The sequence below is a fragment of the Riemerella columbina DSM 16469 genome, from assembly GCF_000374405.1.
GTDB lineage: Bacteria > Bacteroidota > Bacteroidia > Flavobacteriales > Weeksellaceae > Riemerella > Riemerella columbina.
This window is the reverse complement of sequence record NZ_KB894273.1, coordinates 1-14,046: the sequence shown is the minus strand read 5'-3', so window position 1 is coordinate 14,046 and position 14,046 is coordinate 1. Positions and strand designations below refer to the sequence as shown.

14 protein-coding genes and 1 tRNA gene are annotated in these 14,046 nt (G+C 33.2%); 10 read left to right on the top strand and 5 right to left on the bottom strand.

The features are described 5' to 3' along the window. The first annotated feature begins 21 nt into the window (after window positions 1–21). A complete protein-coding gene (locus C237_RS0110450; RefSeq protein ID WP_018676434.1) occupies window positions 22–1,035 on the top strand; it encodes a hypothetical protein in 1,014 nt (337 codons plus the stop codon). A 15-nt stretch (window positions 1,036–1,050) separates the two neighbouring features. Next, window positions 1,051–2,514: a lipopolysaccharide biosynthesis protein gene (locus C237_RS0110445; protein WP_018676433.1), complete on the top strand. Its 1,464-nt coding sequence runs from the start codon at window positions 1,051–1,053 to the stop codon at window positions 2,512–2,514. Window positions 2,515–2,522: 8 nt separating this feature from the next. On the opposite strand, the gene C237_RS0110440 is transcribed toward C237_RS0110445, so the two are convergent. From C237_RS0110440 to C237_RS0110430, 3 genes are read right to left on the bottom strand one after another with little or no spacing between them, the layout of a single operon-like run. After that, window positions 2,523–3,008, bottom strand: coding sequence for an SRPBCC family protein (locus C237_RS0110440; protein ID WP_018676432.1), 486 nt, complete (start codon window positions 3,006–3,008; stop codon window positions 2,523–2,525). Window positions 3,009–3,047: 39 nt separating this feature from the next. Beyond that, window positions 3,048–3,506: a D-aminoacyl-tRNA deacylase gene (dtd, locus tag C237_RS0110435; RefSeq protein WP_018676431.1), complete on the bottom strand. Its 459-nt coding sequence runs from the start codon at window positions 3,504–3,506 to the stop codon at window positions 3,048–3,050. A gap of 2 nt (window positions 3,507–3,508) precedes the next feature. Further along, window positions 3,509–3,961: a hypothetical protein gene (locus C237_RS0110430; RefSeq protein ID WP_018676430.1), complete on the bottom strand. Its 453-nt coding sequence runs from the start codon at window positions 3,959–3,961 to the stop codon at window positions 3,509–3,511. Window positions 3,962–4,060: 99 nt separating this feature from the next. Here C237_RS0110430 and greA point away from each other — a divergent pair, with 99 nt between their 5' ends. The 7 genes from greA to C237_RS0110395 all read left to right on the top strand — a co-directional run bounded on the left by greA (window position 4,061) and on the right by C237_RS0110395 (window position 9,916). Continuing rightward, on the top strand, window positions 4,061–4,528 hold the full coding sequence (greA, locus tag C237_RS0110425; RefSeq protein WP_018676429.1) for a transcription elongation factor GreA: 468 nt from the start codon (window positions 4,061–4,063) through the stop codon (window positions 4,526–4,528). A gap of 28 nt (window positions 4,529–4,556) precedes the next feature. Then, the gene (locus C237_RS0110420) at window positions 4,557–4,952 is read left to right on the top strand and encodes an HIT family protein (protein ID WP_018676428.1); all 396 of its coding nucleotides are present in this window, start codon (window positions 4,557–4,559) and stop codon (window positions 4,950–4,952) included. A gap of 58 nt (window positions 4,953–5,010) precedes the next feature. After that, window positions 5,011–6,180 carry an ATP-dependent Clp protease ATP-binding subunit ClpX gene (gene clpX, locus C237_RS0110415; RefSeq protein WP_026315638.1) on the top strand — a complete coding sequence of 390 codons (1,170 nt, stop codon included), beginning with the start codon at window positions 5,011–5,013 and terminating at the stop codon, window positions 6,178–6,180. Window positions 6,181–6,246: 66 nt separating this feature from the next. Then, complete coding sequence (locus tag C237_RS0110410; protein ID WP_018676426.1) at window positions 6,247–8,190, top strand: T9SS type A sorting domain-containing protein; 1,944 nt, start codon at window positions 6,247–6,249, stop codon at window positions 8,188–8,190. Between the two features lie 7 nt (window positions 8,191–8,197). Further along, entirely contained in the window at window positions 8,198–8,455 is a 258-nt protein-coding gene (locus tag C237_RS13380) for a hypothetical protein (protein WP_156809751.1), read from the top strand. Between the two features lie 51 nt (window positions 8,456–8,506). Continuing rightward, window positions 8,507–9,796: a peroxiredoxin family protein gene (locus tag C237_RS0110400; protein ID WP_018676424.1), complete on the top strand. Its 1,290-nt coding sequence runs from the start codon at window positions 8,507–8,509 to the stop codon at window positions 9,794–9,796. A 46-nt stretch (window positions 9,797–9,842) separates the two neighbouring features. Continuing rightward, a tRNA-Met gene (locus tag C237_RS0110395) sits at window positions 9,843–9,916 on the top strand. A 131-nt stretch (window positions 9,917–10,047) separates the two neighbouring features. Here C237_RS0110395 and C237_RS0110390 read toward each other — a convergent pair. Together C237_RS0110390 and C237_RS0110385 are read right to left on the bottom strand one after the other, a co-directional pair. Further along, window positions 10,048–11,541: a restriction endonuclease subunit S gene (locus C237_RS0110390; RefSeq protein WP_018676423.1), complete on the bottom strand. Its 1,494-nt coding sequence runs from the start codon at window positions 11,539–11,541 to the stop codon at window positions 10,048–10,050. Next, complete coding sequence (locus tag C237_RS0110385) at window positions 11,535–13,559, bottom strand: type I restriction-modification system subunit M (RefSeq protein WP_018676422.1); 2,025 nt, start codon at window positions 13,557–13,559, stop codon at window positions 11,535–11,537. Before C237_RS0110385 ends, C237_RS0110390 begins: the two co-directional genes overlap by 7 nt. Window positions 13,560–13,785: 226 nt before the next feature. Here C237_RS0110385 and C237_RS0110380 point away from each other — a divergent pair. Beyond that, the coding region (locus C237_RS0110380; protein WP_018676421.1) for a transposase at window positions 13,786–14,046 on the top strand (261 nt) is incomplete at its 3' end.

The following is a 14,046-nucleotide window of genomic DNA, read 5'->3' as shown; positions in this document are numbered from 1 at the left end:
GCTTCATTATTTTAGAGAATTATGCATAACATCCGTAAATCCATTGCTTATATCGAATTAGATACCCATCCCGAAATTGCAACGCGATTTTTGGAATTAATGGGAACTTCGGAAAATTTTGAGGTGGATTTTTATGTGTCTGATCACATTGCTAAAGTTTTACCGAATTTAGACCAAGCTAATGTCATCATTACACAACCCAAAGTGTTACTAGAACAACTTTCTCAGCAACATTATGATGCGGTAATTATTGGCACGATGCATCGTTATTTTAATGTATTTTATGAAGTGGTAAAACGCTATAAAACGGGTATTATTACGCATAATCTTAATTTTGCTGAGGCTAAAAACTTTCAATTGCTCAATGTTATTTTTAAAAAAGAGACCCGATATCGATTGAAGTTAGCCCTTAGGGAAGGTTTGTTTTTAAAATCTAAGGTATACCAAAAGGCACAGCAGCTCTGGATATTGGATAGGGATTTGGAGCATAGCCACTACCAGTATTTGCCATTGTTTTTTGCTAAAGCGCATCAACCTACGACTAAAAATGAGGTTTTTACCATAGTCATCCCAGGTAGTGTAGACCAGCACAGGCGAGATTATCAAGCGGTTATTCATCAATTAAAAACTTATCAAGGGGTTCCCTTAAAGATCGTTTTTCTAGGTCAGGCGAAAGGTCAGGAATTAGGATGGATTAAGGCTTTGGAATATGCCTCTCATCCTTCGTTAAAGCTTATTTATTTTAATGAAAAAGTAGAGGCTGTATTGTTTGATGAATGGATGGCTCGGGCAGATGTGCTGTGGTGTCCCATCCAAAAACAAACCGAGTTTATGAGTATTCCAGAGACTTATGGACGCACCAAAATGAGTGGCAATATCGGCGATGCGATGACTTACCAAAAACCGATTGTATTGTCTAAGAACTTGGCTGAGGTTTTGGATATTAAGTCCGCTAAAGTTTACAAAAATGAAGACTATTCTCAATCTAAGGTTTTAAAACAATTGGAAAATGTGTTGCTAGAATTTTGTAAATAAGTATTTTTGCAACCTATGAACATCGTGACACGCCAAAGTTTAAAGTATACCATTGTGGGGTATTTTGGGTCTCTTTTAGGGATTCTGAGTACTTTTTTTCTCTTTACCCACGATTTAGAATTTTATGGCAAACTAAGATTCATATTACCTACGGCACAGATGTTCGTTCCAGTGGTGGTGTTTGGAATTTCGTTTTCCAATGTTAAGTTTTTCCAAATGATGCAACGCGAGGGCAAGCATCATAATTTCTTATCACTTTCTTTATTGGCGGTTGGTTTCAATTTTATCATTTTTTGTATTGGGTTTTGGAGTTACGGCTTGCTCGTTCCGCAGTATTATCAATCTGAAATTTGGCGACTGAAATTTATTATCCTGCCCTTGGTACTGATTTTAGCCCTTTCGGCGGTATTTAATAAGTATATTTCTAATTATAAGCGGATTGCGATTTCTAATATTTTTGAGAATGTATTTCCGAAACTCGCTAATATAGGGGCATTTTCTTTATTCTTTTTTTTTAGTATTTCCGAAACTAATGCTTATCGTTTTTTTATCTTAGTATTTTTTGTGGCTTTGGTAGGCTATTATATTTACGCCAATCGGTTGGAAATCATTAATTTTGATTTTTCCACTTCTTATATTAAAAAAGAAAAAAGGTGGAAACCTATTCTGGATTATAGTTTTTATGGATTTTTGGGTAATCTTGGAAGTTATTTGGCTTTAAGTATTGATAATGTGATGATAAGCGAAGGGATTGGCTTTGAACAAAATGGGGTATACTCTACCATTTATTCCATTGTAGCATTGGTCAGTTTACCAGCGATGGGGCTTTATAATATTTCGGCACCGATTATCAATAGCCATTTTGAACAAGGTACTATGAAAGCGTTAAATCAATACCATCAAAAGACTTCATTTAATTTAATGGCGGTAGGTTTGGTATTATGGTCGTGCTTAGTGGTTGGTTTTCCTTATTTAACACACTATATGCCTAAAAGTGGAGCGGCGATTTTATCAGCACAGCCATTGGTATGGATTTTAGGCGTGGCTACATTGTTTGAGTTGGCAACAGGATTCAATAGTCACATCATTTCTATGTCTAAATATTACCGATTTAATATCGTGGTGATGTTAATATTAGCGGGTTTTACCATAGGACTCAATTACTTTTTTATTCAATACACCCATTTGGGTATCATGGGCGTTGCGATTGCCTATGCGACTTCTCTTACATTGTTTAATCTTACTAAAATCACTTTTAATTACTATAAATTTAAAGTCTTTCCATTAACTGTTAAAATGCTGTACGCCATACTATTAGCGGGAGGAATTATCGCGGTGGTATGTGTGTTGCCAGATTTTAGTATTCCATTTTTAAACTTAGTTTATAAACCACTGGTGGTGTTATGTTTATTTTTTTTAGGCAATCTATGGCTAAAATTTTATCCGATATCTCACTTAACAAAAGTATTTAGAAAGTAGTGTTAACATTAACCAAATCGTTGCTCACAAAAGCGATGGCGGTAGGTGAATATTTTATAGAGTTTACTCTTAATTAAGCTACTAGCAAGCCATCTTCCCAAAGCCCCGAAAGGCAGTTTAAAAGTAATGATATCCGTCATTTCCACTTGGGTATCACTCAATGAATTAAAGTGATGTTCGTGATGCCACATGGAATAAGGACCAAAGCGTTGCTCGTCTATAAAAATTTCTTCATCTTTTACCAAAGTAATTTCCGTCACCCAATGATTTTTCACCATAGGCATAATTTCAATTTCGTAAGTAATGATTTGTCCTTGATAGGTTTTTTCGGGTAAATGTTCTGTGGTGATTTTAAACTTTAAATCGTTGGGCGTCATTTGGTCAAGATTTTCAGGTCTTGAGAAAAAATCCCAAATTTCGAACATATTTCCGTTGAGAATTTGTTTACTTCTTAAAGTGTAAACTCCAGAATGATAAGTAATATTAATATCCATAGTTGATGATAATTTGGGTTAAAGGTACAAAAAATGCACCTACTTTTTAGCAGGTTTTTCAGAAGAATCCATAATAATGGTGACTGGACCATCATTAATTAAAGATACTTTCATATCTGCACCAAAAATCCCCGACGCTACCTTTAATCCAGATTTAGCCAATTCGGATTTAAAATAATCAAATAACGGAACAGCTTTATCAGGTTTAGCTGCTTTTATAAACGATGGACGATTACCTTTTTTATAATCTGCCATTAAGGTAAACTGGCTGATGCATAGAAATTCCCCTTGGATATCATTAATAGATAGATTCATTTTGCCATCCTCATCGCTAAAAATCCTTAGATTAATAAGTTTTTTCACGAGCCAATCGGCATCGTCTTGAGTATCGTGTTCTTCTACACCGACTAATAACATTAGCCCCTGATTGATAGCCCCTACAATTTCATTATCCACTTTTACTGAGGCTTCGGAAACCCTTTGTAATACAACTTTCATACTTAGTATTTTATAGATAAGGTATTCGACGATGCATCGTAATAATTTTGATAAGTTTTAGGTGGCACTTGGGCTACTTTAGTAGGTTCCCCTGTCAGTAATATCCATTCGGCACCATCTTTTGGGCAAATAATTTTGATATCTTCTTTTACCTCGAGCGTGGTAGCGGCATCTGGACAAATATGTGGGGCGTTTCTATCGTACACTTTAAAGGTATGGAGTCCCGTTCTTATCACGATTAACCCTCTTGTACCAGAGAGTTGCTCATTAATATAAAGCCAACCGCCTGTATTCCATAAGGCTTGGTAAGCAGGTAAATTCAGATTTAAGTCCACTTGGATTCTTGTATTAGGAAAACAATTTACTGTATCCTCTCGATTGCCACAACTGGATAAACCTAAACCACTGATTAATAATGAAATTAGGCAAATTTTAAGAAACTTTATATTTTTCATTTAAAATAAATTTATATCTTTGCATAGAATATTAAATGTAAAACATTGTCCGGCAAATGTCGGATTATTTTTTTATAATAACGCTAAATTAATAAAATTATGGCTTATGTAACGAAAGAAGGCTTAGAAAAAATGAAAGCCGAACTAGAGCAACTAGAAACGATAGAAAGACCAAAAGTTACTCAACAGATAGCAGAAGCAAGAGATAAAGGGGATTTATCCGAAAATGCAGAATACGATGCTGCTAAGGAAGCACAAGGATTATTAGAAATGAAAATATCTAAATTAAAAGACCTAGTAGCGACTTCTAAAGTGATTGATGAATCTCAATTGGATACTTCTAAAGTGTCCATCCTTACTACGGTGAAACTTTTGAATAATGCAACGAAGAAAGAGCAGACCTTTACCTTAGTTCCAGATAACGAAAGTGATATTAAAGCGGGTAAAATTTCCATTAATACTCCTATCGCTAAAGGTTTGTTGGGTAAGAAAATAGGCGAGGCAGCAGATATTGTATTACCCAATGGTAACAAATTATCATTTGAAGTTTTGGATATTTCTTTGTAATTTTGAAGTAAACTAAAACACAAAATTTATGGCTTCTATTTTTACAAAAATAATCGACGGCGAAATCCCTGCTTATAAAGTGGCAGAGGACAATCAACATTTGGCATTTCTAGACATTATGCCTTTAGCAGAGGGTCATACGCTTGTAATTCCTAAACAAGAGGTAGACTTAATTTTCGATTTAGACTCGGAAGCGTTCAAAAATCTTTGGGCATTTGCTCAGAAAGTGGCTAAGCAGTTAGGAAAAGCTTATCCCGAAAAGAGAGTTGCCGTAGCAGTCGTGGGACTAGAGGTGCCTCATGCGCACATTCATTTAGTTCCTATTGACAAAGTAGAGGAGTTAAACTTTAAACAAGACCGACTTAAATTGAGCACTGAAGCGTATCAAGATATTCAGAATCGTATTCAGTCGGCATCCAATTAGTTAGTATAAAAGGTCGTCTTTTTTTAACTAAAATTTAAATTAACAGAATCATATTACTATGAATAATAACCAATGTTCCTTTTGTGGAAGACAGAGAAACGAAGTTCAAATGCTGGTTTCTGGCGTCAATGGTTTAATTTGCGAAAATTGTATTGAACAGGCTCATGCCTATGTAAAAGACCATATTAAAAGTGATGGCTTTGCTCCAGCACAGTCTATTAATGAGCTGAAAAAACCTAGGGAAATTAAGAAAAAATTAGACGAGTATGTGATTGGTCAAGACCAAGCTAAAAAACAATTGTCTATTGCGGTTTACAATCACTACAAAAGATTACTCCACGCACAAGAAGAGAATAAAGAGGTAGAGATTGAAAAATCTAATATCATCATGATAGGTGAAACGGGGACTGGAAAAACTCTATTGGCAAAAACCATTGCAAGGGAACTCAATGTACCGTTTTGTATAGTAGATGCCACGATTCTTACCGAAGCAGGCTATGTAGGCGAAGATGTGGAAAGTATCTTGTCTAGACTTCTAATGGTAGCCGATTACGATGTAGAAAAAGCCGAAAAAGGTATAGTCTTTATTGATGAAATTGACAAAATTGCTCGTAAGTCTGACAACCCAAGCATTACCCGAGATGTTTCTGGGGAAGGGGTACAGCAAGGTTTGTTAAAATTATTAGAAGGCAGCATTGTTAATGTACCACCACAAGGCGGACGAAAGCATCCCGATCAAAAATATATTCAAGTGAATACCCAAAATATTTTATTTATTGCGGGGGGTGCGTTTGATGGAATTCAAGAAATTATTGAAAGACGCTTAAATAAACAAGCTATTGGTTTTAGTAAAGAAAAATTAGAATCTAATGATGAGGACGATTCACAATTATTGAAACATATCAACTCAACGGATTTAAGAAAATTTGGTTTAATCCCCGAGTTGTTAGGTCGTTTTCCAGTGATTACCTATTTGGAAAAACTGACAAAAGAAACCATGATTAGAATTATGAAAGAGCCTAAAAATTCTATTGTCAACCAATTTAAAGCCTTATTTGCTATGGATGGTGTGGATTTAGATATTACAGATGAAGCCTTAGAAAAAATAGTAGACGACACCATTGAAAAAGGCTTAGGCGCGCGTGGTTTAAGAGGAACCACCGAAAAAGTTTTGGAAGATTATATGTATAATATTGATACTGTTGCAGAAAAAATACAAATAAAGTAGTGAGACATAAAAAATATTTTGTACCTTTGTCAAAATTTTTGTTTTTAAAATATTAAAATAATTGAAATGAGAAAAAAAATACTTCCTTTAGGAATGCTTATTACAGGACTATGTCTGAACGCTCAGACTATGTTTGTAGGGAATGGTGCTAGTGTCAATGTAAAACCTGAAACTTTGGTTTATAGTGGGGGAACCGTAAATGTTACTACTGATGGAGTGGTTACTAACGAAGGGAACTTTAAGATTGTAGATGGGAACTTTACTACGGGTAAAACTGATGGTGCTAATTTTATAATTAAGCAAAACTCTGCTACTGGTGCAGATGTTTATGGTAATTATGGACAGTTATGGATTGATAATAATACCCAAAGTAATATCACGGGAACTGTTAAAAAAGAATTTCAAACGGTAAATAATGGTAAATATCAACAATTAGCATTGCCATTTGAGGGGAAACCATTTAGTGAACTTTCGTCTGAATTAGGTAAAAGCTTTTCCACAGAAAGATGGAGCGAGAACGAAATTTTAGTTTATAATAATACGATGGTAAGATCTGATCATATTAAAGACTTATCTAATACAACTAACACTACGCAAAGTAGCTCTGGAGATTATAAGTCTTCGTATTATATGTTAGGTGCTAAAGGTTCTGATTTTACTACATTGCATACAGTAAAAGGTACACCTTTTTATTCAGCTAATCATACGGTGCAATTGAGCGGGGCTCCTGCTTCTATGGTTAATTTTGGTACAGATGGGAATGGTAAAAATGCTTATGGGGAAACCTATAAATCTTATATGTATGATGCCTTTTATACTTATCCTACTGTTTGGACAGGAACATATGGTAAAAACATATACCAATTTGGTAATCCTTTTTTAACTAATTTAGATTTAACTAAAATTCCATCTGATTTACAAAACAAAATTCAAGGTATTAGAGTTGAAGTAAGTGGTGTAGATTATGATAGAACTAAAGGGTCTTCTTATATCGGATATAAATATGTAACTTTTAGTGCTGCTACAGGTACCCCAGTAGGAGATGTCAACTTAGCAATCGTTAAACCAATGGGGACTTTCGTTATAAAAATGAAAGATGCTCAAACAGGAAGTTTGGATTTAGCTACTCTAAGAACTTTTAATAATGTTGCTTCTATACCTTCTGGCTATGGTCAAGGTAATGGTACGATGTCTCTGTCTAAAAATAATTTAAAAAGCGGTTTTAGTGAACAGCAACATGGAGGCTTTAAATCTTTATCTTCTGATCCATTTAATACAGTAAAGCAATTGGGAATCATTGCGTTAGATGAAAATGATAAAGAATTAGGTAGAACTTATTATATGGTTTCTTCTGATGCACAGACGGGAACAAGCTTTAATGCCTTAACACAAGTTAAAGCAACTGGTTCTGATGTTATAGGAACTTATGAGGAAAAATCTGATGGAGGTTATGATGAACAAGCTGCTAATAGTTACTGGTTATATATCAATGAGGCTAATGAGAATGATTTTAAAGGTAAAGATATTTTATTGGCTTTATACGGAGATAAAATAAAGAATATTAAATTTGAAATTAGAGAAAATGCTAAATTAATTAAACAGGGGCAAGACAGGTTATCTAATAATGAAAGTTTTTATATTAGTTCTGGAGAAGGAAATTTAGTTGCTCTACAGCAAGATGCTAAGTATCCTGTTACACAGCAGTATTATAATTTATATTATGGCAGACCAGAAAATTCAACATTAAAACTATCTGATGACATTTCAAAACCTTCTGATTGTTTATTAGTCTATGATAGCAACATATCAGCCTATAGATTAATATTTGATTCTAAATGGAACGAAGCAAATATTAAAGTGTATGATATGGCAGGAAGAGTTATAATTTCTAAATCTAATTATAAAACAGATTCAGACTTTATCATTAATTTACCTGAGGCTCAGTCTACTTATGTTGTTACAGCGGTATCTAAAGATGGGCAGAAGTTTTCTCAAAAAATATTAAAATAAAAACAATATGTACAATAATATTAAATTAAAATTATACTTTACTTTACTGCTACTTTATGGTAGCGGAATGTTATTTGCTACAGTTGGACCTGGGGCTCCTCCTACTCCTCCTACTGGTGGCGGTGGTGGTGTAGCAGGGCCTGGTGAAAAGCCAAAAAATCCAATAGACATGTATGAATGGTATTTATTAGCCTTTACAATTTTGATTTTTGTAGGTTATTATATTTATATCTCAAAGTATAAAAAGTCTAAAAGTTTAACTTAAAACTTGTTAAAACTCACAGTTTTCTGTGAGTTTTTTCTTATTTTTGTACCTATGAAAAAAATATTCTTACTACCGGTTTTATTATGTGCTACATATTTTAACGCACAATTTACTATTGAGGTAACCGCTCCAGATTCATTTTCTAAACAACCAGTGGTTGTTTATACTTTAAATGGTTCAAAAGATGTTTTGGCGACTCAGGCTCAAAAAAAAGATGGAAAATGGGTGCTAAATTATAGTCAACCTTATAGAGGTATGCTAAAATTATATTTTCCAGACAATAAGCAAACAGTTAATTTTATTTCCGAAAATAAAAATGTAGTTATTGGACTTCAAACTGAAAATAATACGATTACAGAGGTGCTATTTAAAGATGAGGCTAACCAATCCATGAAAAAATTCATGACTGTTGCTCAAAAAAAAGAAAGAGTATTACCCGCATTAGTACAAATTAAAAATTTGTATAATGATAATTCTACTTTTGATCATGCGTTAGAAAACGAAATTCAAAGGTTACAAAAACCACTTACTACTCTATCTAATAACGATAATTTTGTGTTTTTAAACTATTATATCAATAATTTAAAATACGCTGAATCTAGCGATACCCATCAATTTAAAACAGAGGATTATATCAAGTTTCTTTCTAGCACAAATGAATTATTAGAAACATCGTCATTGCTGAAACCTATTTTAATTAATTTTCTAAGATCTACCAATAAAGCACAAGTCAGTTTAAATGTGGATCAACTTTTAGAACAAGTTAATGTAGAGTCTCCTAGGGGACAGAATATATTAGCTGAATTGTTGGATATTTTTGAAACTTATGGGTTGGAAGATGAAAAAAATAAATACTTTAAGCTGGCGAGCAACCTTAAATGTACTATAAATAAAAATTTAAGTGAAAGTTTATCAAGTATAAAAAATACAATGGTTGGAAGTGTTTTTCCAGATCAAGTATTTTCTAAATCGGTTTCAAATTCTAAATATAAAAGATTAAGTGACATAAAAACTGATAAGAAAATTATTTTATTTTGGTTTTCTAAGTGTCCTCATTGTATGACTGTACTGCCAAAAATTCAACAGCATTATGAACAACTTAAAAATAATGGTGTAGAAGTAATTGCTTTATCTTTGGACTCTGATAAAGAGTCTTACGAGAATACTATTGCCTCTTTACCTTGGATTAATGATACTGAACTTAATGGTTGGAATAGTTCTTATGTTACCAAATACAATGTACATGCTACTCCTACTTTTTTTGTGTTAGATAAAAACAATAAGATTGTTTATAAGCCAAATAGTTTTGAAGAAGTGCTCAGTAATCTAAATTTAAAATAAAATTTTGGTGGTTGTAAAATATTTTTTATATTTGCACCACTCAAATGGCGAGGTAGCTCAGTTGGTTAGAGCGTCGGATTCATAACCCGGAGGTCACGGGTTCAATTCCCGTCCTCGCTACAAACCGCCCTATATATAGGGCGGTTTTTTAATTATACCCCCAGAAACACCCCCACTTTTTTAAAGAAACAATAAAAAACCTCTGAAAATTCAGAGGTTATATTTTTTAGTAAAAACTCAATACACAACAATTATCTTGATATTAATACAGTATCATTTATTATATTTTCCATTTTCTTAATTGCTTCTTGCTCTTTTAAATAAGCTTGGTATCTCAACTCGTTTGCTTGTAACACCAAATCATTTATTTCTTTTTGTTTTTGCTGGTTTTTTAAAAGAGGTATATAAACTCCTCTAACATTCTTGTCATCAACCATATCGACTACTGAACCATAAGTTTCTCTTTTGATTAGAATCTGACCATAATCAGAATTTAAGAAACAAAATAAATAGCCTGCAATATCATTTGAATGAGCTATCACCTTAATAATGTTTTGGCTAACAGCCCAACCATTCCAGTGTTTTGGAACAATCTGAACTTTTCCGATTGTTCCTCTATCCGAAATCAAAATATAGTTTTCAAATACTTCTAATTCCTTTTGGATTCTTGCTGCGTGAACACTTTTAGAAAGAAATTTTTCAACTTGTGGATTTAGTTGAGTTATATCTCTACCACCAAGAAAAGGCACGCCATTTTCTCTATCAACATAAGTTCTTTTGAAAACCCCCGCAAGAATTACATCTTTTGATAATTGTCCGATTGTAGTAATTTCTTTTGCATGACGCTTGATTTCTTGCTCTACTAACTGAACAATTGGAATATGATAAGACCCGTCAAATCGTAATCTTAAATCACTTAATTTTGTGGTGTAGTTTCTTAATTCAACAGAGTTATCAAAGTAGTCTGTTTTTAGTTCCTCAATGGGTTTGAGTTGGAGTTCTTCATAAAGAATTTCTTCTGCTTTGTCAATTAAATCGTTTGATTCATCACGCAAATCGTAAGATTCTATTACAAGCTCGTGTATTTCTTTTTTTAAAACTTTAGGCGCGTTAGGGATGATAATGTTTTCTAAATGTTCTGGTTCAATGTGCTTTATTACAGCTCCATAATTATTTGTTTGAAGAATTAATTGACCATCAGCTGTCTGAAAAAAAGCATAAGTATAACCTAAATCATATTCATTTTTGAAATTTACTCTTATTATGTCATCTGAATATAGTTTTCCTATATTAGATTTTGAGGTAATAGTACACTTACCTATTGTTCCTGAACGGGACATTAAAAGATTGTTTGCTACCAACTCAACTCCCGCAAGAGCTTTGTATGTTTTAGGCGAAATATATTTGGTTGCTTTTGGCTTTATTTCAGTCATTTGAGAAGGTAAGAAAAAAGGGTTGCCTTCCTTTTTTGAAACATAGATTCTTTTAAAACGACCTGGATAAAAAGCATTATTAATAAGTCCATTTTCTGACCAAAGATTAATAACCCCGTACTTATTATTCAAGATTTTGTTTTTAGCAATTTTTGCTTCTAAATTGAATGCATGTGCCTCTAAGCGTAATTTATTATTAAAAACTTCTGATAATGAAACAGAAGTGTGTTTCAATGGTTCAGGCAAATAAGTATAGTCTATTTCTTTTTCGACCTCTTGAAACTTATATGCTAAATTTCCTCTATCTACCATGCTATTCCTTGTTTAGTTTTCCATTTTGCAAAAACATCTGCAACATGAACGGTTTGGTCGTTTACAATCTTTTCTTGTGTTATTTCTTTACGCACAATTAAATTTCCTTCAGCATCTTTTTCTTTTACAAGTTCTTCCACTTCAATCATTACAATATTTCCTTTTTCATCTCTTTTAAAGATTTTACCACCCCTTTTATCATGTCCTATGTGGTCAATCATAGTCATGAAAATTTCATAATCAACCATCTGTCTTGTCTTTTCTTCCTCATCTATTTCTGCTTTGGTTTTCTTTTGAAGGAATAGAATAGAGCATTGTGTCCCATTTCTCGGCTGGAAGGCGTCAGCGTGCAAATCTACACTTGCTATAATTTTAGTATTTTTAATAAGCCAATAACGAATATATTCAAGTCCTGGCGCTCCTAATATTGAGTCTGGTAAAACAATTGCTGTTCTTCCGCCTTCTTTTAAGAGTTGGATAATTCTTTCTATAAAAAGTTGCTCAGGTGGCACACTTGACTGTAAACGGTCTGTTTTAAACCAGTTTCCATTTTCGTCTTTATTCCAAATGTAAGCTATATCAAACTGTTCAAGTATTTGTTGGTCTTGGATTGGAATTTTTGAACCAAAAGGTGGGTTGGTCACGATAACATCAAAGTGACTTAAACTCCTATGATTGCGAATGTCACTTGCAGAAATGCCTAATGCTTTTGCAAGTTTCTTTTTAGTTTCTTCTTCCCACTCTTGGGGTGGTAAAAGTGAATTGAGTTGTAGAATGTTTCCGCTTCCATCATTATTCATTACCATATTCATTTTGGTTGCTTTTACCAAATCAGGGTTTATGTCAAAACCAAAATAATTTTCAGATGCGATTTCTGAAATCTTATCATTAAAGGCTTTTCTTACATCTGCATTCCAACCTTCTTCTTCTCCATATTGAACTTCCATTCTTTCACGCAAAGAATCAATAACTGATGTCATAGCTGTAACTACAAAACCACCTGTTCCACAGCTACTGTCTAAAACGCGTTCGTTTTCTTTGGGGTTTATCATGGCAATTGCCATTTTCATTACATTTCTTGGGGTAAAAAACTCTCCTCTGTCGCCTCTCAAATTCGCACCTACAATTTCTTCGTAGGCTTTTCCTTTAATATCAATATTCGTTGTGAGAAGGGCATATTTTTGAAGTTCTGCCACTAAATAAGTAACTGTTCTTGGTGTTAATTTTATTTCATCATTCTTGTCGAATATCTGCCCGTGTCTCTTTTTTACTTCTTCAAATATTTTAGAAATTCGTTTATAAACGCTGGCTTGTCCATCTTTGTAATTCCTTTCCTTTGAAGTAGTGAAGAACTCTATCGGTTCAAGTAAGTTTCGCTCATCATGAATTTTACAGAAAATGATTTTAAGAAACTCAAAAAATGCAGGTTGCTTTTGCAGACCTTCGTTTACATAAATAATATTATGGCATGTTTTGAAAGTAAAAAGTAAATTGTCTTCGTATGCCTTTATTAGTGTATTTCGGTTAGGTCTTTCATCTTCGTCAGTCGTCCCATCGGCAGAAGGAATATCATTAAATTCTGGATAATCATATTTTCCTTGCTCATTTTTAATTCTTCTCAAAACAGTTTTATGCATTCCGTTAGTCCACATGCCCCACTCACAATTTCCACAAGCTGACATGTAAGACCTCATTTGTTCAACGCCATTGTTTTTATCAGTGGGTTTTACAGATTCTTTTTTACATTCAATGACTAACCAAACATTATCTTGATGCTTCATTTCCTCCTCGGTTAGACCTTCTGGAAAAATAACAATATCGGCTCTCTTTTTACTCGAACCCATTTGAATGCCATACTCAATTTTGATTTGTTGTTTTGAGTATTTATGTTCATTTATTAAACGCTTTTCAACAGTTTGTCTCACATATTCTTCTGGTGTATCCACTCGAATTGTTCCATCAATATAATCTCTTATCTTTCCTTCAGGAATTAAAATGATATTCTTATTTTCGATCATTGTTAAATCTATTTACTTATATAACCTGTCTTTTTCCTCTTTTATCGACGGGGCAAGATACAAATAATTGATATAATTTCGTGAGAATATTCTATGATTTTAATCTTTATTTATTGCTTAGCAATCTTATTTTACAATGAACTGATTTAAACTTTTTTTTGGAAAACAAAAAAGGGTTGACGAAATTTGTGTTGCAAGACATAATTATTTCAAAGTCAACCCTGTGATGTATAAAATACTCGACAAAGATACAATAAAAGATGAAATAATCCCACATTTGCCACGAGCAAAAAGAGGATTTCAAGTAACAGTTCCTTTAGAAGAAGTGGTAGATGCTATTATTTTCAAATTAAAAACAGGAATTCAGTGGCATTTATTACCCGTAGAATCTTTTTTCAAAGAAAAAACACTTTCGTGGCAATCGGTATATTATCATTATCGAAAATGGTGTAAAACCGACACCTTAAAGAATTTATGGTGTAAAATA